The 21,570-nt window shown below is 61.3% G+C and carries 20 protein-coding genes; 14 read left to right on the forward strand and 6 right to left on the reverse strand.

Annotated features, from left to right (window positions below; translation table 11 throughout):
- Window position 1 precedes the first annotated feature (1 nt).
- On the reverse strand, window positions 2-1,162 hold the full coding sequence (locus FGF54_RS24305; protein ID WP_142781437.1) for an efflux RND transporter periplasmic adaptor subunit: 1,161 nt from the start codon (window positions 1,160-1,162) through the stop codon (window positions 2-4).
- Window positions 1,163-1,439: 277 nt separating this feature from the next.
- Between FGF54_RS24305 and FGF54_RS24310 the strand changes: the two genes are divergently transcribed.
- The 3 genes from FGF54_RS24310 (at window position 1,440) to FGF54_RS24320 (ending at window position 4,432) form a co-directional block, all read left to right on the forward strand.
- Window positions 1,440-2,114, forward strand: coding sequence for a response regulator transcription factor (locus FGF54_RS24310; RefSeq protein WP_059756216.1), 675 nt, complete (start codon window positions 1,440-1,442; stop codon window positions 2,112-2,114).
- Window positions 2,111-3,445 (forward strand): HAMP domain-containing sensor histidine kinase, encoded by a 1,335-nt coding sequence (locus FGF54_RS24315; protein WP_142781438.1) that lies wholly within the window; start codon window positions 2,111-2,113, stop codon window positions 3,443-3,445. The genes FGF54_RS24310 and FGF54_RS24315 overlap by 4 nt, the downstream gene beginning before the upstream one ends.
- Before the next feature lie 108 nt (window positions 3,446-3,553).
- Complete coding sequence (locus FGF54_RS24320) at window positions 3,554-4,432, forward strand: DUF3313 domain-containing protein (RefSeq protein WP_142781439.1); 879 nt, start codon at window positions 3,554-3,556, stop codon at window positions 4,430-4,432.
- A 62-nt stretch (window positions 4,433-4,494) separates the two neighbouring features.
- On the opposite strand, the gene FGF54_RS24325 is transcribed toward FGF54_RS24320, so the two are convergent.
- Window positions 4,495-5,403 (reverse strand): hydrogen peroxide-inducible genes activator, encoded by a 909-nt coding sequence (locus tag FGF54_RS24325; RefSeq protein WP_142781440.1) that lies wholly within the window; start codon window positions 5,401-5,403, stop codon window positions 4,495-4,497.
- A 211-nt stretch (window positions 5,404-5,614) separates the two neighbouring features.
- Between FGF54_RS24325 and katG the strand changes: the two genes are divergently transcribed.
- The gene (gene katG / locus FGF54_RS24330) at window positions 5,615-7,786 is read left to right on the forward strand and encodes a catalase/peroxidase HPI (protein WP_142781441.1); all 2,172 of its coding nucleotides are present in this window, start codon (window positions 5,615-5,617) and stop codon (window positions 7,784-7,786) included.
- Window positions 7,787-7,892: 106 nt separating this feature from the next.
- Here the strand turns inward: katG and FGF54_RS27380 are convergent, their stop codons facing one another.
- Window positions 7,893-8,069, reverse strand: coding sequence for a hypothetical protein (locus tag FGF54_RS27380; protein WP_003521762.1), 177 nt, complete (start codon window positions 8,067-8,069; stop codon window positions 7,893-7,895).
- Between the two features lie 217 nt (window positions 8,070-8,286).
- On the opposite strand from FGF54_RS27380, the gene FGF54_RS24335 reads away from it, so the two are divergent.
- Window positions 8,287-9,180, forward strand: coding sequence for an AraC family transcriptional regulator (locus FGF54_RS24335; RefSeq protein WP_210247448.1), 894 nt, complete (start codon window positions 8,287-8,289; stop codon window positions 9,178-9,180).
- Window positions 9,181-9,375: 195 nt separating this feature from the next.
- Here FGF54_RS24335 and FGF54_RS24340 read toward each other — a convergent pair whose 3' ends face one another.
- Entirely contained in the window at window positions 9,376-11,496 is a 2,121-nt protein-coding gene (locus tag FGF54_RS24340) for a TonB-dependent siderophore receptor (RefSeq protein ID WP_142781443.1), read from the reverse strand.
- A gap of 221 nt (window positions 11,497-11,717) precedes the next feature.
- Between FGF54_RS24340 and FGF54_RS24345 the strand changes: the two genes are divergently transcribed.
- The 4 genes from FGF54_RS24345 to FGF54_RS24360 are packed head-to-tail and all read left to right on the forward strand — an operon-like array spanning window position 11,718 to window position 15,617.
- Window positions 11,718-12,728 (forward strand): iron-siderophore ABC transporter substrate-binding protein, encoded by a 1,011-nt coding sequence (locus tag FGF54_RS24345; protein WP_142781444.1) that lies wholly within the window; start codon window positions 11,718-11,720, stop codon window positions 12,726-12,728.
- A gap of 2 nt (window positions 12,729-12,730) precedes the next feature.
- Window positions 12,731-13,768 (forward strand): FecCD family ABC transporter permease, encoded by a 1,038-nt coding sequence (locus tag FGF54_RS24350; RefSeq protein ID WP_371734023.1) that lies wholly within the window; start codon window positions 12,731-12,733, stop codon window positions 13,766-13,768.
- Window positions 13,765-14,805 (forward strand): iron chelate uptake ABC transporter family permease subunit, encoded by a 1,041-nt coding sequence (locus FGF54_RS24355; protein ID WP_142781446.1) that lies wholly within the window; start codon window positions 13,765-13,767, stop codon window positions 14,803-14,805. The genes FGF54_RS24350 and FGF54_RS24355 overlap by 4 nt, the downstream gene beginning before the upstream one ends.
- Entirely contained in the window at window positions 14,802-15,617 is an 816-nt protein-coding gene (locus tag FGF54_RS24360) for an ABC transporter ATP-binding protein (protein WP_142781447.1), read from the forward strand. Before FGF54_RS24355 ends, FGF54_RS24360 begins: the two co-directional genes overlap by 4 nt.
- Here the strand turns inward: FGF54_RS24360 and FGF54_RS24365 are convergent, their stop codons facing one another.
- Both FGF54_RS24365 and FGF54_RS24375 read right to left on the reverse strand, forming a co-directional pair.
- Window positions 15,618-15,908 carry an addiction module antidote protein gene (locus FGF54_RS24365; RefSeq protein WP_003521755.1) on the reverse strand — a complete coding sequence of 97 codons (291 nt, stop codon included), beginning with the start codon at window positions 15,906-15,908 and terminating at the stop codon, window positions 15,618-15,620.
- 149 nt (window positions 15,909-16,057) lie between these two features.
- Window positions 16,058-16,930, reverse strand: coding sequence for a helix-turn-helix transcriptional regulator (locus FGF54_RS24375; protein WP_142781448.1), 873 nt, complete (start codon window positions 16,928-16,930; stop codon window positions 16,058-16,060).
- 134 nt (window positions 16,931-17,064) lie between these two features.
- Between FGF54_RS24375 and FGF54_RS24380 the strand changes: the two genes are divergently transcribed.
- From FGF54_RS24380 to FGF54_RS24400, 5 genes are all read left to right on the forward strand, one after another.
- Window positions 17,065-18,279: an amino acid ABC transporter substrate-binding protein gene (locus FGF54_RS24380; protein ID WP_142781449.1), complete on the forward strand. Its 1,215-nt coding sequence runs from the start codon at window positions 17,065-17,067 to the stop codon at window positions 18,277-18,279.
- A gap of 70 nt (window positions 18,280-18,349) precedes the next feature.
- Window positions 18,350-19,222 (forward strand): branched-chain amino acid ABC transporter permease, encoded by an 873-nt coding sequence (locus FGF54_RS24385; RefSeq protein ID WP_142781450.1) that lies wholly within the window; start codon window positions 18,350-18,352, stop codon window positions 19,220-19,222.
- Window positions 19,219-20,127, forward strand: coding sequence for a branched-chain amino acid ABC transporter permease (locus FGF54_RS24390; RefSeq protein ID WP_142781451.1), 909 nt, complete (start codon window positions 19,219-19,221; stop codon window positions 20,125-20,127). The genes FGF54_RS24385 and FGF54_RS24390 overlap by 4 nt, the downstream gene beginning before the upstream one ends.
- Complete coding sequence (locus FGF54_RS24395; protein WP_142781452.1) at window positions 20,124-20,852, forward strand: ABC transporter ATP-binding protein; 729 nt, start codon at window positions 20,124-20,126, stop codon at window positions 20,850-20,852. The genes FGF54_RS24390 and FGF54_RS24395 overlap by 4 nt, the downstream gene beginning before the upstream one ends.
- Window positions 20,845-21,567, forward strand: a complete 723-nt coding sequence (locus FGF54_RS24400) for an ABC transporter ATP-binding protein (protein ID WP_080840057.1) — start codon at window positions 20,845-20,847, stop codon at window positions 21,565-21,567. Before FGF54_RS24395 ends, FGF54_RS24400 begins: the two co-directional genes overlap by 8 nt.
- The last annotated feature ends 3 nt before the right edge of the window (window positions 21,568-21,570 follow it).

The raw sequence follows: 21,570 nt of genomic DNA on the forward strand, positions 1-21,570 counted from the left end.
TTCAGCCTGCCTTATCGACGGTGACGGCCATATCGGGCCGCAATTCGGGAAGCGGCGCGGTCAGGATGGTCTCTCCATCCTTCAACCCGGCGGCAATCTCGATCAGGTTGCCGCCGTTCCAGCGCGCTCCCACCGTGACCGTCTGGCGGCGAAGATGGCCGTCCTGCACCTTGAGCACATGGTAACCGGTCTCATCCTTGCGCAGCGCGATGGCGGGAACGACGAGCGCATCGTTTTTCTCGCGCAGCAGGATCGATCCGCTGGCGAACATTCCGCCCCACAGGCGGCCGTCACGATTGGCAAGCCGCAGATAGACGGCGACGAAGCGGGTGCCGTCTTCGGCAACCGGGCTGATGCGGTCGACCGTGCCTTTGACGATCTGGCCGCCAAGGCCGTCAATCTCCAGTTCCGCCGTCTGGCCGAGGGCGACGCGCGGAACATCGCGCGTGGCGACAAGAACCTTCGCCTCCAGCACGCTGGTATCGACCAGCGTGAGAAGCTCGCCATCCGCGCCGACACGCGATCCCGCTTCGGCCAGCCGCCGGGTGACGGTGCCGCCGAACGGCGCGCGGATTTCGGCATTGCGAAGGGCGAGGCGGGCGATATCCGTCTGCGCCGAAAGGCTCTGGAGCCTAGCCGTCTTCACCGCGACATCGCTTTTCGCCTTGTCGAGCTGTTCTGCCGAAGCGATGTTTTTCAGGGCAAGCTGTTCGGTTCTCGTCAGGGCCTGCATTGCCAGCATCAGCTCGGCCTCGGCCGCATCCCGGTCGCTCTGCCGCAGCAAAAGCGTCGATTGCAGCTCATCGGTTTCGAAACGCACAAGCAGCTTGCCCGCCTGCACCGTGTCTCCGTCGCGGACATTCATCTCGACGATCTTGCCGGCTTCACGGGCGCGGATCACCACGCGGGTGATCGGCTGAAGCTCGCCGCTGATACCAAGCCGCTCCACCATCGGGCGCGTGCCGATCTTTGCCGTTTCGGTGGCCGTCAGCTCGAAGGGAGTGCCTGCCGGGCTCATCGCAGCAGTCTCGACGAGCCCGTTCACGATGCCTTTTACACGCTCATTCGCATCGACGCTGCCGCGCGCCGGATCGAGAGCGATGACAACGAGAACGCAACCTGCAAGCGCGATCCCCGCTTTGATGGTTCTCTTCACCCACATGCTGAAATCCTTTCCATACCGGGACCGCAGCTCAGGCGGTCGCATTGCCTCTCTTGAGGCGTATGGCATCTGGATAGGCGTCCATAATTGCAGCAGCATTACCCTTGCGAACGCAGCTGCTTAAACAGCAGGGTCTGATGTTTCATCACCCTGTTTTTACGCCTTTTTCGGAGGGAAAACCGTTATGCGGCGGGTTGGAAATGCTCCGGTGTCTTCTTTGCCGCAATACTGCCGCAACCTTTCTGGCAGACAAGGGAATGCGAAGGGACGGTGACGCATGAGACTTCTGTTGATCGAAGACGAAAAGGCAATGGCGGATGCGCTGACGGCGACGCTCGGCAGGCAGGGCATCGTCATCGACCATACGATGTGGCTCGGCGATGCCATGGAGCTGACGCGCCAGCACGTCTATGACGCCATCCTGCTTGATCGCCGTCTGCCGGACGGGGAGGGACTTGCCTTCATTCCGCAGCTGCGCCATGCCGGCATCGACACGCCGATCATACTGTTGACGGCATTGAACGAACCGGAAGACCGCATCGCCGGACTGGATGGCGGCGCTGACGACTATCTCGGCAAGCCGTTTCTCGTCGGTGAGCTGCTGGCGCGGGTGCGTGCGGTTCTGAGAAGGCCGGCGAACCTTGCGCCTGCCGAGATCACAGCCGGCCGCATCGTCATCGATCCGCTCCATCTCAGCGTCACGATCAATTCCGTTCCCTTCGATCTGCCAAGGCGCGAGCTTGCGGTTCTCGTTGCGCTGGCGAAACGCAAGGGCAAATCCGTGCTGCGTTCCACGCTTGAGGCGGCCGTTTACAATTATGAGGAAGAGATCCAGTCCAATGCGCTCGACGCGCATATATCGCGGCTGCGAAAACGCCTGCTCGATGCCTCCGCAGGCGTTGGCGTCCACAATATTCGCGGCATCGGTTATCTGTTGAAGGAAGAGGCATGAAAGCGCAGGGCACCTCCAACTCGTCCTTGTGGTGGAAACTGAGCTGGCAGCTCAGCGTCGTCGTCTCCGCCATGATTGCCGTGGTCATCATCGGCCTCTGCTTTTACGGCATGACGATGCTTTCGCCCAATATTGCGCTCTGGGACGATCTGGCGGCAACACTTGATGAGTCGCTTTCGCTCGATCCGCAAAAAGGATTGGTCGTTACCGATGGCCCGGCATTGCAGGCCCTGAAGGCGGAGAACTCAACGCTCTGGTTCGTGGCTTCCACGCTGGACGGGCGGGTGGCGAGTTATGGCGCCGTGCCCGCCGTTTACGAGGAACTGTCGCCGTATCTGCATTTGCTAACGGATGCCGATATTCGCGGAGGAAAGGGCGTCTCCGAGGTCGCCCTGGTTGAAAGCATGGAGACGAAGTGGGGTTCCGTAAGGGTCATGTTCGGCGGAACCACGCATATGAGGGGGCAGTTTTTGACGCTCCTTGCCGGAACCTACAAGATTTACGTTCCCCTCTTGGCTGTCATCTTGCCCGCCGTGTTCTTCTCGGTTCCCCGCATTGTGCGCGAGGCGCTTGCCGGCCTCAGTTCCGTCGTCAAAAAGGCTCCCGAGATCGACCCGCGCCAGCCGGGCTCGAAGCTTCCCGTCGAGGATGTGCCGCGGGAGGTGGTGCCCCTGATCCTTGCCTTCAACGGCATCCTCGAACGGCTCGAAGAGCAGTTTCGGGCGCGGCAGCGTTTTCTCATCGATGCGGCGCATGAGCTCAGAACGCCGATTGCGATCATGCAGACCCGGATAGAGGGCTTGCCGGGGCCGGAGCAGCAACGCCTGATGGAAGATGTCGCGCGGCTTGGGGAGACCACCGAACAGCTTCTCGCCTTCGAAAGAAACGATCAGGTGAACGACCGGCGCGAAACGCTGGACCTCGTCGAGACGGCGCGCACCGTCGTTGCCGATCTCGCGCCGCTCGCGCTTGCGGCGGGCTACGATATCTCCTTCGAAACGCAGGTCGCGCGATATGAAATACTGGGCAACCCGTTCACCCTGCCGCGCGCCATCAGCAACATCGTGCGCAACGCCATCGACCATGGCGGGAACAGGGGGATGATCCACGTCTCGATTCTCGCCAGTGGCGAGATCACGGTTTCCGATGAGGGACAGGGGATAGCCGAAGACCAGCGGGAGCGGATTTTCGAGCCCTTTTATCGCGTTACACCGCGCAGCACCGGGGCCGGCCTTGGCCTCAGCCTCGTCAAGCAGATCGTCGCCAACCATAACGGGCGAATCTTTCTGGACAGCAGCGCCTTCGGGAGCACCTTCCGGTTACGTTTCTGATCCTGCGTTGCGCGCGCTTTCAGGGGCGGGCAATTGTAATGTTGCCGCAATTTTCGCTGTCGTACCGTGTGGGGCACAGGATCAACCATGCCAACTGGAGTACGTGCAGTGAAACAACAGTGCAGTCTGTTTGCCCGGGCTTCCGGCGACAGGGCTTCCCGCAGTCGCGGCGTCGCCTTCGCCACCTTGCCCTTTGCCATCATCATGTCCGGCTGCACGTCCGTGCCGCTCAAGGAAGGCGGTACGCTGACCTCCTATGCGCAACTCAGCCCGGTCAAGGGCAAGTTCACCAAATCGCGCACCTTCGTGGACGCTAACGGACTGGCCGGGGTCAAGACCGTGGCCATCGTGCCGACCACCTTCTCCTTCGCGGCCTCGTCACGGGTCACATCGGAAAAGGACCGTGTCCTTGTTTCGAATGCGCTGGATCGTGCCATCTGCGTGGCGCTCAGCGATAAATACCGGATTGCCGCGCTGGGCCAGCCGGCGGACATGACGGTGCGCACGGTCATCACCGATCTGGTGCCGACCGACAAGACCATGGCCGGGGTATCGACAGCCGTGACGCTCGGCAGCGGCTTCGTCCTGCCGGTCAGCGTGCCGCGTCTTCCATTCGGGCTTGGCGGCCTCGCCGTCGAGGCGGAGGCGGTGGACAGCACCGGCGTCCAGCGCGCCGCAGCCGTCTGGTCCAAGGGCGCGAATTCCATCACGGGCAACGCCCGCGTCTCGGAAATCGGAGATGCCTACGAGCTTGCCGCCGATTTCTCCAATTACTTCTCGCGCATTCTGGTGACAGGCAAGGTTTCGGACGGGCTGAACCTCTCTATCCCCTCCGGCCATCGAATCCGGTCCGCCCTGGGTGGAAAACCGAAATATGTCGAATGCGATGCCTATGGCCGGTCGCGCGGCCTGCAGGGCATGGTGGCCGACAGGTTCGGTGCGCCACCCGAATGGACCGACAGATCCGCAAAGGCCGCGTCGCGATAGGGCAGCCGCTATCCTTGCAGATCGCGCGCGTTATGGCGCGCGCGACAGTCCGAGCCGAGGACCTATGCCGCATGACCGAGTTTCTGAAGGCCGCATTCGCGGACGATTTCGGCGATATGGCTGAACTGCGCCGAGAGCGGATTGCTCTTACGCCACACGATGCCGATGGTGCGCGACGGGCGCGGTTCCGCCAGCCGGAACACAGAGACGGTGGATTGCCGTGTCTCCATATCGACGGCCATCTGCGGAATAAGCGTGACGCCGATGCCGGCGCCGACCATCTGCACGAGGGTGGAGAGCGAGGAGCCTTCCATCAGCACGCGCGGCGGCGCATTGGTCGTGCTGCAGAAAGAAAGCGCCTGGTTGCGGAAGCAATGGCCTTCTTCCAGCAGCAGCAGGCGCATTTCGCCCAGCTTGTCGGCGCTCGGCACCGGCATGCCCGCATCCTCCATCGGCCGCACCAGAATGAATTCCTCCGAAAACAGCGGAACCTCCTCCAGCGCCGGCTCCGAGACGGGCAGGGCGACGATCGCCATGTCCAGCCGGGCTTCCAGAAGGTCCTCGATGAGTTTCTGCGTCACCGCCTCGCGCGGGCGGGCCTCCAGTCCGGGATAATGCCGCGTGAGTGTCTTTATAATCTGTGGTAAAAGATAGGGTGCGACGGTGGGAATGACGCCGATGCGCAGGCGGCCGCTGAGCGGCCCATGCCGCGCCCGCGCCAGATCCTGCAACTCATCCACCGAACGCAATATCGAGCGGGTGCGTTCGGCGAATTCCTCGCCAAGCGCGGTCAGCCGGATCTGGCGGCTGCTCCGTTCGACGAGCGGCGCGCCGATCAGTTCCTCCAGCTCGCGGATCTGCAGCGACAGCGCCGGCTGGGAAATGGCGCATGCCTCCGCCGCCCGGCCGAAATGGCCGATCTTGGCCAGAGCGTCGAAATAACGGAGATGTTTCATGGAGAGCGCAATCATAAGCTCAGCATATCGCAGCCTTTAGAATATACAATTGGAAATTATGGAACCCGGCTGTTAGTCATCTTCATGACAGAAAGAAGCTGTAGCTGTGAGAGGTTACCAGCGTCGCTGCACGGTTTTCCCATGACCTGCCGCTGGCTCTGGCTCTCAACGCTGCACATGTCGAATTGATTATTTCGTTTAATTGCTAAACCCATCGGAGGGCGAAATGGACGCAACTTCAAAACCGGCTGGCAAGTGTCCTGTCATGCATGGAGGCAACACGGCCTCGGGTAAATCGGTGACCGAATGGTGGCCGAATGCGCTGAACCTCGACATCCTGCACCAGCACGACACCAAGACCAATCCGCTCGGCACCTCCTTCAACTATCGCGAAGCACTGAAGACGCTCGACGTCGAAGCGTTGAAGGCCGATCTGCGTGCGCTGATGACCGACAGCCAGGAATGGTGGCCGGCGGACTGGGGCAGCTATGTGGGCATGATGGCCCGCGTTACCTGGCATGCCGCGGGTTCCTACCGTGTGACTGACGGTCGCGGTGGCGCAAACACCGGCAATCAGCGTTTTGCGCCGCTCAATTCCTGGCCGGACAACGTGAACACCGACAAGGGCCGCCGTCTCCTGTGGCCGATCAAAAAGAAATACGGCAACAAGATTTCCTGGGCAGACCTGATCGCGCTCGCCGGCACCATTGCCTATGACGTCGCCGGTCTGAAGACTTTCGGCTTCGCCTTTGGCCGCGAAGACATCTGGGCTCCGGAAAAGGACACCTATTGGGGTGACGAAAAGGAATGGCTGGCGCCGAGCGACGGCCGTTATGGCGACGTGACCAAGCCCGCGACGCTGGAAAACCCGCTCGCTGCCGTGCAGATGGGCCTCATCTACGTCAACCCGGAAGGCGTGAACGGCAAGTCCGATCCGCTGGCGACAGCGGCGCAGATGCGCGAAACCTTTGCCCGCATGGGCATGGATGACGAAGAAACCGTGGCGCTGACCGCCGGCGGCCACACTATCGGCAAGTCGCACGGCAATGGCAGCGCCGCAAACCTCAGCCCCGATCCGGAAGCCGCAGGCCCGGAATATCAGGGTCTTGGCTGGATCAACACCAAGGGCCGCGGTATCGGTCGCGACACCGTGGTATCCGGCATCGAAGGCGCGTGGACGAGCGAGCCGACCAAGTGGGACAACGGCTTCTTCAAAATGCTGTTCAAGCATGAGTGGACTTTGACCCACAGCCCCGCCGGTGCATCGCAATGGGCGCCGATCACCATCGCCGAGGAAGACAAGCCTGTCGACGTCGAGGATGCCTCGATCCGCACCATCCCGATGATGACCGATGCCGACATGGCCCTGAAGGTCGACCCGATCTACCGCGAGATTTCGCTGAAATTCAAGGACGATCAGGACCATTTCTCCGAGGTCTTCGCCCGTGCATGGTTCAAGCTGACGCACCGCGACATGGGTCCGAAGTCCCGTTACATCGGCCCGGACGTTCCGGCGGAAGACCTGATCTGGCAGGATCCCATCCCCGCAGGCTCCACCAGCTACGACGTCGCCGCCGTCAAGGCTAAGATCGCGGCTTCTGGCCTTTCCGTTGCCGATCTGGTTTCGACCGCCTGGGACAGCGCCCGCACCTTCCGCGGTTCGGACAAGCGCGGCGGCGCCAATGGTGCACGCATCCGCCTCGCACCGCAGAAGGACTGGGAAGGCAACGAGCCCGCCCGCCTTTCCCGCGTGCTCTCGGTTATGGAACCGATTGCCCGTGAAACCGGCGCGAGCATCGCGGATGTGATCGTTCTGGCCGGCAATTACGGTGTGGAACAGGCGGCGAAAGCGGCCGGCTTCGACATTGCCGTGCCTTTCGCGGCCGGCCGTGGCGATGCTTCCGCCGAGCAGACGGATGCCGACAGCTTTGCCCCGCTTGAGCCGCTGGCGGATGGTTTCCGCAACTGGGTCAAGAAGGACTATGTCGTCAGCCCTGAGGAACTGCTGCTTGATCGCGCCCAGCTCCTCGGCCTGACCGCGCCGGAACTGACAGTGCTCATCGGCGGCCTGCGCGTCATCGGCGCCAATTATGCCGGTACGGCCCATGGCGTGTTTACCGACAAGCCCGGCGCGCTGACGACGGACTTCTTCACGACGCTGACGGACATGGCCTATTCCTGGGTTCCGACCGGCAACAATCTCTATGAGATTTGTGACCGCAAGACTGGAGCCGCCAAGTACACGGCGACCCGCGTGGACCTCGTCATCGGTTCGAACTCCATCCTGCGCGCCTATGCGGAAGTTTATGCGCAGGACGACAGCAGGGAGAAATTCGTGCGTGATTTCGTCGCCGCCTGGACGAAGGTGATGAACGCCGACCGTTTCGACCTTCTGTAAGCAAAGGCCGACTGTTTAATGATAATGCACCTCCCTGAGCGATCGGGGAGGTGTTTTTCTATCTGTAGCTTGGCGAGGGCGCATCAGCGACCGCTCGATCCGCGTGCTATCGCCGGTCAGAAGCCGCAACCGGTTTGCCCGATGAAGATTTTTCCGCCTTTGCCGAGGGAGCTTTGCCGCTCTTTTCGTTTTCGTGCGCATCCGGCCCGGCCACGATGACGCCGCGGCCCTTCTCTTCGCGTTTCTTGTCCGCGAAGTTGCCCGGTTCCTTTTTGCTGTCCATTGATAATCTCCCGTGTTGCGTTGCTGTCAGGAGTTCAACGGGCGTTTCGCTCAGAGGTTCCAGAGCCGTCGCGTCAGCGAATGTTTCTCTTTATAACGATCTTTGCTATTAACATGAATTGATAAGTCATGTTATTGGGGCAGAGCGCGATGACTGGCGCGGTGCGCGCGTCTTTCCATACGCTCACCCCAGACCCGACAACCGGACGGTACCCGCATTGAGTTTCTGGCATTCCATGACCTGGCAAACGGAAGGGATCAGCGTCACTGCGCCGGTGAAATGGCGGCAGTTCGACGGGCTGGTCAGTGCTTTCTGGGAAGCGGAAAGCCAGATGGGAGCGAAGGGTTATTATCTGGCCGCCGATCCGCGCATCATGATCTTTTTCAACGATGTCTCCTCGCGCATCAGCATGTCCAACCGCAATGGCGAATTCACCAACCATTCGCGGCCGATGACACGGGCGGTTTATGTTCCGGCCGGCGTACCGATGTGGACGAGCAGCAGCGCCACGCATCGGTTCTCTCATCTCAACCTGCATATTCACAAGGATCGCCTGCTGCGTTTTCTCTCGCCCTCGGTCGGCAGTTCGGCGGCGATGACGGCGCTGCGCCGTCCGGTCGAGATACAGGATATCGGCTCTGTGGAAACCCTTGCCGGCCTGCTGGTCGATGAGCTGGCTGAACCCTCGAAACATGCGGTCTATGCGGAAAGCCTCGTCGGCAGCATCGTTGCCGGCCTGCTGGATATTCCCGGCCCTTCGCCGGAGCAGGCCAATGGCAGGCTGACGCAGGCGCAGTTGAACAAGCTTCTTGCTCAGGTCGAAAAGCGTGGCGACGACCGTATGACGGTTGCCGAAATGGCCGATATTGTCGGGCTTTCGGAAAGCTGGTTCGCCACCGTATTTCGCCAGACCACCGGCAAGACGCCGCTGCAATGGCAATTGGAGCGGCGCATCAATGCCGCCCAGAAACTTCTGCTGGAAGGCGATCTGACGGTGGCCGATATCGCCGCCCAGCTCGGCTTTTCCGATCAGGCCCATCTGACCAAGGCTTTCCGCCAGTCCGTGGGAAACACACCCGCCGCCTGGCGACGGCTGCACAGGCTGCTTTGAAGCTGGGTGAGGTCGATGCGCAGTGTTTTGGTGAGGCGCGCAAACCTCACCTTTCGTCATCCTCGGGCTTGTCCCGAGGATCTGCGACCTTCAGACTTGATGAGACGTGGTTAGATCCTCGGGATGAGCCAGAGGATGACGTTGTGCATTAGGGAAATTATGCAATATATTGAAAAATATTGCTAATATCGATTTTCACCATGTCTTTCGCAAAGTCACGGAAAACGCCCGGCCGGGATTGTAAAAGTCAGCGCCGAACCCGCCATAAGAGACGTGTTTTTCGTTGAAGATGTTGGAAACATTGACGTCCAGCGAGGCGGTTTCCTGAATCTTGTAGCTGAACGCCGCATCCACGGTCACGCTGCTTCCGGTTTCGACCTTGTTGGCATTGTCGAAATAATAAGCGCCGGTATAGCGGCCGCCGAGACCGAAGGTCATGTCGCCGAAATGGTCGTTGCCCGCAAGCGTGTAGTTGACCCACAGCGAGGCCTGATGCTCGGGCACGAATTGCGGCCGGTTGCCGACATTGCCGCCGGTGCCGTTTTCAGTGATTTCCGCGTTGAGATAGGAATAGGCGGCCGTCAGGCTGAGATTGTCGGTCACTTCCGCCTTGGCTTCGAGATCGAGACCGCGCACGCGCACCTCGCCGATGGTCGTGGGCAGGCTGGTGATCGGGCTGGTAACGGTGATGTTGTTCTTCTTCAGATCGTAGATCGACGCGGTGAACAGGGCCGGGAAAGCATCCGGACGATATTTCACGCCGAGTTCGATCTGTTCGCCGCGCTCCGGTTCAACGGTGAGCCCTGATGCGGGCACCACCGATTCGGCGTAGCTGATATAGGGCGCGATCTCGTTGGTGATCTTGTAGGACACGCCGATACGCTTGGTCAGTTCGCTGATGTCGCCGCTGGCCGAAGTGCCGCGAAGGCGGTTGGTCTGCTCGGTGTCGATCCAGTCGTTGCGCAGGCCGGCGCTGATGATCAGCCTGTCGAAGAAGGTGAGGTCCTGCTGGAGATAGATCGCCTTGGTCTTCTGGTCCGTCAGGGAGTCGGCATAGAGCGGCACCGAGGCGGGTGCGCCGGTATAGACCGGGTTCATCCAGTTGATGCTCGGTGCGGCGCCGAAGTAGCTTTTGCTGCCGGAGGTGTAGTCATTGTAGAAGACGCCGACGAGGCTGCGGCTTTCGACATTTTCAAACCGCGTATCGTATTGCAGGCGCGTGTCGATCAGGAAGTTTTCGGTCTCGGTGTCGTTGCCGAAATAGGACCGGTTGGCGATTGTCGAACCGTTAGTCGGCGTGGACGAGATATAGGCGTAACCGAAGTCCGTATTCGCCTTGCTGTAGCGGGCGTTGGAACTCAGCGTCAGGCCGGAGCCGAAATCGTGGTCGAACATCACGCTCAGCGAATTGCGGTTTGTGCCGCGATAATTGTAGTCCGGTTCGCCGAAGAAACGGCTCCGGTCGAAATGCGACCCGACGGGATGGCCGCCGCCGCCCGGAACGCCATCCTTGTTGAGATGATCGTAAACCACGGTAAGGCTGGTAACGTCCGTGGGACGCCATGTCAGGCCGCCCATGAAGAATTTCTCGTCGTCGCGGGAATAGTCATATTCCGCATCGGCATTTCTGAGCTTGCCGGTCAGGCGATAAGACAGCGTATCGTCGCTGGTGATATTGTCCCCGAAATCGAAGCCGGTTTCGGCGCGGCCATAGGAGCCGCCGGTGACATAGGCTTCACCGAAACGGGTGCGTTTCGGCACCTTTGTGGAATAATTCACCGAGCCGCCGGGATCCGAAACGCCAAAGGTGGTGGAATTGCCGCCCTTCAGCACTTCCACGCGCTCATAGGCATAGGTTTCCTCGCGCAGTGCGCCGAAGGGACGGCCAAGCGTCAACCCGTCGCGATAGGTATAGGCGTCGAAACCGCGAATCTTGAAATAATCGAACCGGTCGTCAGAGCCGTAAAAATCCGTGGTCACACCGGCGGTATATTGCAGCGCTTCTTCCACGCTCTGCACGCCGCGCTGCTGCATTTCCTTGGCGGTGATGACGGAGACCGAGGCCGGTGTGTCGAGAATATCGGTCGCCATCTTGCTGCCGCTCGTCGTGCGGTTGGCGACGATGGACTTCTGGTCATTGTCACCGCTTTCGATGGTGATCCGTTCCAGAACCGTGCTGCTGTTCGTGGTGGCAGCCTCCTGGGCCAGCAAGGCGCCGGGCAGGGTGGCGACAAGCGCCGTGCAGGCAAGCAGCGCCGCATCCTGATAACGACGTCGCGCGGTTTTGCGGTGTCTGCCTTCGGTTTCGATATTCATTGGTATGTTCCAGAAGTTGATGCCCCGATCGCCGCTTCCACGGCCCACTCTCGAAGCGCCCAATAACTTGAGAAAGTTTGTCCGGTATTGTAACTTTTTGCGGTTTTGTACAAAACCCCGGAAATTTCACCGCTGTTGCGACGGCATTTCTTGCCTGGGCTTGACGGAGGCAATTGAAGCTGAGAGTTCAAGTCCACTTTTGAACTTTTGAGAGCTCGCCAATGCTTCGCCCGTTCCGCTGCCTCATGCCGATATTTGTGCTTTTCCTGTCGCTGATCGCGCCGAATATGGCCTCGGCGGAGGAGACGACCAGCTATCCCGTCGTCATCAAACATGCTTTCGGCACGACCACGATTGCGAAGAAACCGCAGCGGGTCGCGACTGTCGCCTGGGCGAACCATGAGGTGCCGCTGGCGCTCGGCATCGTGCCTGTCGGTTTTGCGGCGGCCAATTTCGGCGATGATGACGGCGATGGCCTGCTGCCATGGGTGGCAAAGCGGCTCACCGAACTCAATGCGGCAAAGCCGGTGCTGTTCGACGAGGGCGACGGCATCGATTTCGAGGCCGTGGCGGCGACGCAGCCGGATGTCATCCTTGCCGCCTATTCAGGCCTCAGCCAGTCCGACTACGATACGCTGAGCCAGATCGCCCCTGTCGTCGCCTATCCCGTTTCTCCCTGGGCGACGGACTGGCGCGAGATGATCCGATTGAACAGCGCCGGCCTTGGCATGATTGCGGAAGGTGAGGCGCTCATCACACGCATCGAGGGCGAGATCGCGCAGGTCGTTGCCGGCCATCCGCAGCTGAAGGGCAAGTCGGCCATGTTCGTCACCCATCTCGATGCCACCAATCTCAGTGTCGTCAATTTCTATACGGCCAATGACACCAGGGTGAAGTTCTTCGCCGATCTTGGGCTTGCCTCGCCGAAAAGCGTCGTGGAAGCCACGAAGCCGGGGCAATTCGCCGCCGGCGTCAGCGCTGAACGTGTCGATGCCTTCGACGATGTCGATATCGTCGTGACCTATGGCAGTGAACCGCTGCTGAACGCCATGAGCGCCGATCCGCTTCTCGCCCGCATGCCGGCCGTTGCGAACGATGCCATCGTCATGCTGGGCCGCGACCCGCTCGGCACCGCCTCCAATCCCACGCCGCTGTCGATTTCGTGGGTGTTGAAGGACTATGCCGATCTTCTGGCAAAGGCTGCGGATAAATCCTCCGGGAAATCGCAGTGACGATGTCTGGACCCGGCAAAGCAACGGCCGTGCTGCTCGCCGGCCGCTCCAACCGCGTGCGAACGGCTTGGCTCGGCGCGGTGCTGGCGCTTCTCGCACTGCTTTGTGCGCTGTCCATCGCGATCGGCACGCGTGACGTCTCTTTTGCGGATATTGTTGGTGGGCTCAGCGGCCGCGTCGAGACGGTTGCAGAGGCGGCCGTCGCCGTACGCCTGCCGCGCACGCTGCTTGCCCTGCTTTCCGGGGCCGCACTCGGGCTGGCCGGGGCCATCATGCAGGGTGTCACGCGCAATCCGCTTGCCGATCCCGGCATTCTCGGTGTGAACATGGGGGCGTCGCTCGCCGTCGTCATCGGCATTGTCTGGTTCGGCATCGCCTCGGCTCAGGCCTTCATCATGGTCGCAATTGCCGGGGCGGGGGTATCAGCGGTTTTCGTTTATGTTGTCGGCTCGCTAGGCCGAGGCGGGGCGACCCCGCTCAAACTCGCACTTGCGGGCGCTGCCACCTCCGTCGCCTTTTCCTCGCTCGTCATCGCCGTCGTTCTGCCGCGCAGCGATATTGCCGGCGGAATCCGCTCCTGGCAGATCGGCGGCGTCGGCGGGGCGACTTTCGAGCGCATCGAGACCGTGCTGCCCTTTCTGGCCGCCGGCTTCATCGTCAGCCTGCTTTCGGCGCGCAAGCTGAATTCTCTGGCGCTCGGAGACGAACTCGCGGCCGGGCTTGGCGAGAATGTTGCCGTCGCCCGAGCCGTAGCCTCCTTCGGCGCCATTCTGCTCTGCGGCGCAGCCACCGCCATTTGCGGGCCAATCGGTTTTGTCGGGCTTGTGGTGCCGCATCTCTGCCGTCTGCTCGTCGGGGTGGACAATCGCTGGCTTCTGCCGTTCTCGGCGCTTGGCGGGGCGTGCCTGCTGCTTGCCGCCGATATTGTCGGGCGCATCGTGGCGCGGCCGTCGGAACTCGATGTCGGCATCGTCACCGCCCTTGTCGGCGCGCCTTTCTTCATCTGGATTGTCAGACGCCAGAGGGTGCGCGAATTGTGACCATATACGCTCCCGTCATCGAAAATCTCGTCTTCAATCGCCATGCCCGCCAGCGCCGGCGTCGCCTTGTCATCGCTGCCCTGTCGGCGCTTCTGATTGCCGCTTTCGCAACAACGCTGATGCTCGGGCAATCCTTCACGCCGCTTGGCGATGTCATTCGCGTTCTGCTGGGGGAGGACATCGCCGGCGTCACCTTCACCGTCGGGCAGTTGCGCCTGCCGCGCGCGCTGCTTTCAATTCTGGCAGGCCTGAGCTTCGGGCTTGGCGGCGTCGCCTTCCAGATCATGCTGCGCAACCCGCTCGCCAGCCCCGATATTATCGGCATCAGTTCCGGGGCGAGTGCGGCAGCCGTTTTCGCCATCGTCGTCCTGCAGATGAACGGGCCGCTGGTCTCGGTCTTCGCCGTCGTGGCCGGTCTTGGCGTTGCACTTCTCGTCTATCTCCTGTCCTTCCGCAACGGCGTGGCCGGAACGCGGCTGATCCTCGTCGGCATCGGCGTTTCAGCCATGCTGGAAAGCTTCATCGCCTATATTCTCTCCGTTGCGCCGGCATGGACGTTGCAGGAGGCGATGCGCTGGCTGACCGGCAGCGTCAACGGCGCGAAAATCGCCCAGTTGCTGCCGCTCCTCATCGCTCTCATCCTTTTCGGCGGCCTGCTCCTCAGCCGTGCGCGCGATCTGGAAGCGTTGAGATTGGGTGACGACACCGCAGCAGCGCTTGGTGTGAGGGTGGGGCGAACGCGCATCATCGTCATCATCGCCGCCGTGGGCATGATCGCCTTTGCAACGGCGGTCTCGGGTCCGATCGCTTTTGTCGCTTTCCTCTCCGGGCCGATTGCGGCGCGCATCGTCGGCAGCAACGGCTCGCTGCTCCTTCCTGCGGCGCTGGTTGGGGCGGCGCTGGTGCTGGTTGGCGATTATTGCGGTCAGTTCCTGTTGCCGGGCCGTTACCCGGTCGGCGTCGTTACGGGTGCGCTCGGTGCGCCCTATCTGATTTACCTTATCGTGCGGGTCAACCGCAGCGGAGGCTCGTTATGACCGGTCACTCCCTTTCCGTGAACGGCCTGTCGGCCGGCTATGGCGAAAACCTCATCATCGAGGGGCTGGATCTCACCGTTCCGCGCGGGAAGATCACCGTCATCGTCGGCGCCAATGCCTGCGGCAAGTCCACCCTGCTGCGCAGCATGTCGCGGCTCATTGCGCCGCGCGCCGGTCAGGTTCTGCTCGATGGAAAATCGATCCATCGTCTTCCCTCGCGGGACCTCGCACGGCGCATGGGCCTTTTGCCGCAATCGCCGATAGCGCCGGAGGGCATCGTGGTTGCCGATCTCGTCAGCCGTGGCCGGCACCCGCATCACGGCCTGTTCGCCCGCTGGTCGAGACAGGACGACGAGGCCGTTGCCGCAGCCCTTGTCGCCACCGATACGGTGGAACTGGCCGAGCGACCGGTGGACGAGCTTTCCGGCGGCCAGCGGCAACGCGTCTGGATCGCCATGGCGCTCGCCCAGCAGACAGACATATTGCTGCTGGATGAACCGACCACCTTCCTCGATATCAGCCACCAGGTCGAGGTGCTGGATCTTCTGACCGATCTCAACCACGCCTGGGAGACCACCATCGTCATGGTGTTGCACGACCTCAATCTCGCAGCCCGTTATGCCGATCATCTCGTCGCCATGAGGGACGGGAAGCTGCAAGTCTTCGGCACACCGGAGGAAGTATTGACGGAGGAGAATGTCCGCCACGTCTTCGGCATCGAAAGCCGGGTCATCAAGGATCCGACCTCTGGCAAGCCGATGATGCTGCCGATCGGGCGGCACCGGACGGTGGCTGATGACGTCAGGCGCTGATCATGCCGCCTTGTGTTTGCTGGTGAGCTGAAAGCCCAGGGAGTTGAGGACGGCTATCGTTGTTTCTAACGTGGGATTCCCAGCCTCGCTGAGCGATTTGTAAAGATGCTCTCTGGCAAGTCCGGTTTCACGCGCTACCTGCGTCATACCCTTTGCGCGCGCGATAACACCAAGCGCATTTGCTATGTATGCCGCATCATTGGTTGCGAACGCATCCTCCAGAAACACCTCAATGGCTTCATCGCTCTTGAGGTGTTCGGCGGGATCAAAGTTCGTAAACTTCTCAATCATCATCATCACTCCATTGCGCCGCAATCTGCTTCGCGGCTTTGATGTCCTTCTCCTGCGTACTCTTGTCCCCGCCGGTCAGACCGCACAGAAGGTGGCCGGACCGCAATGATTGCGATAGGCCATGGACATTACATCCTTATGCCAAGACGTCACGGCCAGGCCGCATAGGATGGTGGTGGCACGTTCTGCATTCGCGTTGCCGTTCTCCTGAAACGGCCGGGAGACGTGCCCTCGTTGCGGGTGAAGAAGCGATTGAAGTAGCCGGGGTCCTGAAATCCCAATCGGAACGCGATTTCAGCGACTTGCAGCGATGAGTTCAGAAGAAGGTCACGCGCTTCGGAGAGCAGTTCCCGGTGAATATAGGCCTGCGGCGAAAGCCCAGTGGCCTTGCGCACCGCAAATCCCAGCCGTTCGCGGCTGACACTCATATATCTAGCATAATCGTCCACGCCCCATTGGTCGCGCTTGTGCTGGCTCACCAGCAGGACGAAGCGTTCGGTAAGGCTGCCGGGCGTGGAGACGGCTGCGGCAATATCGGCGATGGCGTGCTGGCAGATGCGAATGAGCGTGACGGAGAGCAGGCTGGCGATAATCGTGTCCGAACCGGTTGTCGCGCGGACATTTTCGCTGGCGATGGTCTCGAGATAACCCGCCAGTTCCTGCCGGTCCTTCTCTGCCGGCGCCTGCGTCAGAACACGCTGCAATATATTGCGCACGGCGCTTGCGCTCGTGCCGGTCGGCATCGCATGGGCGAGCCCGATTTCCGTCGTCCCCAGCAGCGATCCACGGCTTCCGGCAGCCAGCCGCAGGCGGCCGGCGGGGCCGATGGGCAGCCAGACAAGCCCCGGTGCCGGGACAGGCAGCGTCTTTTCACCCAGTATGATCTCCGCTTCCCCGGCGGAAAGGAGAAGCAGATGGGCGCTATCCGATTCCAGCCGGAATTCGGATATGCGCAGCGTCGAGGCGAGGGTGCGCGCCGTGATCTCCACGCGATTGCCGGCAATCTGGCTGTGCAGCGGCATTCGGCCTCCAAAAGTACAATAATGCGCTACATTAGTGCATTTTATATGCGGCTGTCATTGCTAAACTTTGATCAGCGCAGGGGAAAGCCTTGAGGAGAACGGCAACCCCGATAAGGCGCTTTGGGAGGAACATCATGAATAATCTGAAGCGCAGAACGCTGTTCTGCCTGCTCTCCGGTGCTGCCCTGTCGGCGGTATCTTTCGGTCACGCCAATGCGCAGGACCGCACCTCGGTGAAGATCGGTTATGCCGTTTCCAAAAGCGGCGCCAACGCCACGGGGGCTGGCATCACCACCATTCCGAACTACAAATTATGGGTGAAGGAGGTCAACGATGCCGGCGGCCTCACTTTGCCGGATGGCAAGCGCCTGCCGGTGGAAGTGGTGGAATATGACGACCGCTCTTTGGCCGAGGATGCGGTGCGGTTCACCGAGCGTCTGGCCAGCCAGGACAAGGTCGATTTCATTCTGCCGCCCTGGGGCACGGGTTTCAATCTGGCCGTTGCGCCGCTTTACGACCGTTTCGGTTATCCGCAGCTTGCGGTTACCGGCGTGACCGACAAGGCGCCGGATTTCGCGGCGCGCTGGAAAAAGAGCTTCTGGATGCTCGGCGGCGGCCATGATTATGCCAATGCGCTTGCCGACGTCCTGAAAGCTGCGCGCGATGCCGGCCAGATCAACGACAAGGTCGCGGTGATTTCCGTGGCTGACGGTTTTGGCATCGATCTCATCAAGGCCGCGCGGCCGGCGCTGAAGGAAGCTGGTTTTACGCTTGCCTATGACAAGACCTATCCGGTCGGCACTTCCGATTTCGCCGCACTGGTGAACGAGGCGGCGGCGAGCGGCGCGGACAGCTTCATCGCCTTTTCGTATCCGCCCGATAGTTTTGCGGTGACGAAACAGGCGCAGACGGCGAAGTTCAACCCGAAGGTCCTTTATGTCGGCGTCGGCGGTGCTTTCCCCATCTTCCCGAAGGTCTCCGATGGCAAGCAGGAGGGCGTGATCAGCATCGGCGGCGTCGATGGCAGCAGCGACAAGATCGAGGATTATTTCAAACGCCACGAAGCCTTCATCGGCACCAAGCCGGACAGCTGGGCAAGCGCCATCACCTATGCGAGCCTTGAAATGCTGGCCCAGTCCGTTCAACGCGTTGGCCTCGACAAGGCGGCGGTGGCAAATGAACTTTCGACGGGAAGCTTCGACACCGTCATCGGCCCGGTCAAGCTTGAGGACAATCAGCTTCGGCAGCTCTGGTGGGCGGGGCAATGGCAGGGTGACCGCTTTGTGGCGATTGCACCGGCAGACCGTTCAGGCGCGGCAAAGCCGGTCGTTCCGAAGCCGCAATGGTGAGCCTTTGCCGGCCGGGGCCATGAACCCCGGCCGGAGGCCTTCGGCCATGTTCCATACTGGAGATACTCCCTTGTTTTTATCCACCCTCATCTTCGGTTTGATGCTGGGAGGGACCTATGCGCTGATCGCGCTTGGACTTTCGCTGCAATATGGCATCGCCCGCATCATGAACCTTGCCTATGGCGAAGTGCTGATTGCGGCTGCCTTCATCACCTTCGTGCTGTTTTCCGCCTATGGCCTGTCGCCGCTCTGGTCGCTGTTCATCATCGTGCCGCTCGGTTACGCCCTCTCTTTCGTGATCTACCGGGTCATGATGCGGCCGCTGGTGCGCCGTTCGGGTGGCTCCGGCCGTCTGGAAGTCGATTCCATTCTGGCGACCTTCGGGCTGCTCTTCGTTATCCAGGGCATCATGCTCGTGGCGTTCGGCGGCAACTACCATTCCTATTCCTATCTCTCGGATGGCGTCGACATCTTCGGCACGACCGTGGCGCTGAACCGGCTTTTGTCGTTCATCCTGTCGGTCGCAATCGGCGGCGGGCTTTATCTCGCGCTCACCCACAGCCGCTGGGGGCTCAACCTGCGGGCGGTGGCGCTTGCGCCCAAATCTGCGCCGCTGGTCGGCATCGATGTGAACCGCGTGGCCTCAATCGGCTTTGCCCTTGGCGGCGCACTCGCCGTGGCGGGTGGAGTGATGATCTCGATGTATCAGACCTTTTCCGCCTCCTATGGCGTGGTCTTCACCATGAAGGCGCTTGTTGTCGTCATCATGGGCGGTGTCGGCAATCTGCTTGGCGCGCTGGTGGCTGGGCTGCTGCTCGGCCTCGTGGAAACCTTCGTGCTTGTTTATGTCGATCCCGGCCTCACGCTTGCCGCCACCTATCTGCTTTTCCTCGTGGTGCTGCTCTGGCGTCCGGAAGGCATTTTCGCAAGGAGGGGCAAATGATCCCGCTTCTCATCGGCCTTGCCGCAGCCGTGCTGCTGGCGCTTTCCCCCTTCTTTTTCGATGCCTATGGTGTCGGCGTCATCATCGGCCTGCTGGGCTATGCGACGCTCGCCTCCGCCTGGGCGATGTTTTCCGGTCCGACCCGTTATATTTCGCTCGCCACCGTCGCCTTCTTCGGTGTCGGGGCCTATACGGTCGCGGTGCTGAGCGAGGTTTTGCCATGGCCGCTCGTGCTCCTGTGCGCGGCCCTTGTCGGCGCGGCGCTGGCGCTTGTCGTCGGGCTTTCCACACTGCGCGTCGCGGGCATTTATTTCGTGATCTTTTCCTTCGGTCTTGCTGAACTCATCCGCCAGCTCATCACCTGGTATGAGGTGAATGTGACCGGCACGCTCGGGCGCTATATCTTCCTGCCGCTGGAGCCGCAGCATGTGCTCTGGCAATTGTTGGCGCTGGCTGTCATCACCCTTCTGCTGGCGATCCTGATCGACCGCAGCAAGCTCGGACTGGCGTTGAAGGCAATCGGTGACGACGAGGTCGTTGCCGCTCATGCGGGCATCAATCTCGCCCGCACCAAGCTGACGCTCTTCGTACTTTCCGCCACGATCATCACGCTTGTCGGCGCCATTCAGGCCCCGCGCTGGGTCTATATCGAGCCGGCCATCGTCTTTAATCCGCAGGTATCGTTCCTCACCGTCATCATGGCGTTGCTTGGCGGAGCCACACGCCGCTGGGGACCCATTCTCGGTGCGGTGCCGCTGTTCCTGCTGTTCGAGTGGCTGGGCGCCAATTTCCCCAACCATTTTTCCATCATTCTCGGCGCTCTCTTCATCCTCATCGTCTTTGTTCTGCCGGATGGCGTGCTGCCGGCGCTGGAGAAGCTGCGCAAAAAGGAGAAAGCCGCATGAGCGCCGTTCTCGAAATCACCGATATCCGCAAGACCTTCGGCGGGCTGAAGGCGGTGGATGGTCTTGGCCTCACCATCGAAGCCGGCGAGGTCGTCGGGCTGCTCGGCCCGAACGGTTCCGGCAAGACGACGCTGATGAACCTGATCTCCGGAGCACTGAAGCCCACTGAAGGGTCGATCCGGCTCAAAGGGCAGGAGATTGCCGGCAGACGGCCGGATGTGATTGCGCGCGCCGGCGTGGCGCGCACCTTCCAGCTCGTGCGGCTTTTGCCGTCGCTTTCCTTGCTTGAAAACGTTGCCGTATCGGCCATGTTCGGGCCGCAACGCCTGTCCCGCCTCGAGGCGGAGAAGGTCGCGCGGGCCTGCCTCGAAAGAATAGGTCTTGCCGGGCGGGAGACCCTGCCGGCTGGCGATCTCACCTATATCGATCAGAAACGGCTTGAACTGGCGCGTGCGCTGGCGGGCGAACCGAAGCTTCTGCTTCTTGACGAGTGGCTCGCTGGCCTCAACCCCACGGAACTGCAGGAAGGAATAGCGCTGATCCGGCGGCTGGCATCGGAGGGTACGACGATCCTGCTGGTGGAACATATCATGGCTGCCGTGCGCGCACTCTGCCCGCGCTCCGTTGTCATGGCGGCCGGTTGCAAGATCGCCGATGGGCCGACGGCATCGGTGCTTGACGATCCGCAGGTCATTTCCGCCTATCTGGGAGCGGCACATGCTTGAAATAGATGCACTGACAATCCGTTACGGCAAACATCTCGCGGTTGACGGCATATCGCTCAATGTTGCCAAGGGCGAAACGGTGGTGCTGCTCGGCGCCAATGGCGCTGGCAAGTCATCACTGCTGAAAGCGGTCGGCGGCATGGTGGCTCCCGCCTCTGGAGACGTGCGCGTCAACGGCGCGTCGCTTGCCGCTGTCCCCGCCCATCAGATCGTGGAACGGGGCGTGGCGCTGGTGCCGGAGGGACGCGGGATTTTCGCGGCGTTGACGGTGGAGGACAATCTCCGTCTCGGGGCCAATCCCCGCCATGCCCGTTCAGCGGAAAAAGCGACACGAGAGCATATTTTCTCGCTGTTTCCGCGCCTTGCGGAGCGGCGGCAGCAGCTTGCCGGCACCATGTCCGGCGGCGAGCAGCAGATGGTCGCCATCGGCAGGGCGCTGATGTCGGCACCCGATTATCTGCTGCTGGACGAGCCGAGCCTTGGCCTTGCGCCCATCGTCACGCAGGAGCTTTTTGCCGCCCTGGCGGAGATCAAGAAGAGTGGCCTTTCCATTCTGCTCGTGGAGCAGAATGTGCGCGAAAGCCTCGCGCTTGCCGATCGCGGATATTTGCTGGAAGCAGGGCGGATTGTCGGGGCAGGCACGGCTGAGGCCCTGTCCGCTGATCCCGCCGTGCAACGGGCGTTTCTTGGCGGTACCACCGCCGCCATTGTCTGAATT

Origin of the sequence: Agrobacterium sp. T29, from assembly GCF_006970545.1 — a bacterium.
GTDB lineage: Bacteria > Pseudomonadota > Alphaproteobacteria > Rhizobiales > Rhizobiaceae > Agrobacterium > Agrobacterium leguminum.

Coding starts and splice junctions, on each gene's coding strand:
- katG (WP_142781441.1), top strand. CDS start 5,615: ATGGACGCAACTTCAAAACCGGCTGGCAAGTGTCCTGTCATGCATGGA.
- FGF54_RS24395 (WP_142781452.1), top strand. CDS start 20,124: ATGAGCGCCGTTCTCGAAATCACCGATATCCGCAAGACCTTCGGCGGG.
- FGF54_RS24350 (WP_371734023.1), top strand. CDS start 12,731: ATGTCTGGACCCGGCAAAGCAACGGCCGTGCTGCTCGCCGGCCGCTCC.
- FGF54_RS24360 (WP_142781447.1), top strand. CDS start 14,802: ATGACCGGTCACTCCCTTTCCGTGAACGGCCTGTCGGCCGGCTATGGC.
- FGF54_RS24340 (WP_142781443.1), bottom strand. CDS start 11,496: ATGAATATCGAAACCGAAGGCAGACACCGCAAAACCGCGCGACGTCGT.
- FGF54_RS24390 (WP_142781451.1), top strand. CDS start 19,219: ATGATCCCGCTTCTCATCGGCCTTGCCGCAGCCGTGCTGCTGGCGCTT.
- FGF54_RS24400 (WP_080840057.1), top strand. CDS start 20,845: ATGCTTGAAATAGATGCACTGACAATCCGTTACGGCAAACATCTCGCG.
- FGF54_RS24345 (WP_142781444.1), top strand. CDS start 11,718: ATGCTTCGCCCGTTCCGCTGCCTCATGCCGATATTTGTGCTTTTCCTG.
- FGF54_RS24305 (WP_142781437.1), bottom strand. CDS start 1,162: ATGTGGGTGAAGAGAACCATCAAAGCGGGGATCGCGCTTGCAGGTTGC.
- FGF54_RS24380 (WP_142781449.1), top strand. CDS start 17,065: ATGAATAATCTGAAGCGCAGAACGCTGTTCTGCCTGCTCTCCGGTGCT.
- FGF54_RS24315 (WP_142781438.1), top strand. CDS start 2,111: ATGAAAGCGCAGGGCACCTCCAACTCGTCCTTGTGGTGGAAACTGAGC.
- FGF54_RS24365 (WP_003521755.1), bottom strand. CDS start 15,908: ATGATTGAGAAGTTTACGAACTTTGATCCCGCCGAACACCTCAAGAGC.
- FGF54_RS24325 (WP_142781440.1), bottom strand. CDS start 5,403: ATGATTGCGCTCTCCATGAAACATCTCCGTTATTTCGACGCTCTGGCC.
- FGF54_RS24310 (WP_059756216.1), top strand. CDS start 1,440: ATGAGACTTCTGTTGATCGAAGACGAAAAGGCAATGGCGGATGCGCTG.
- FGF54_RS27380 (WP_003521762.1), bottom strand. CDS start 8,069: ATGGACAGCAAAAAGGAACCGGGCAACTTCGCGGACAAGAAACGCGAA.
- FGF54_RS24375 (WP_142781448.1), bottom strand. CDS start 16,930: ATGCCGCTGCACAGCCAGATTGCCGGCAATCGCGTGGAGATCACGGCG.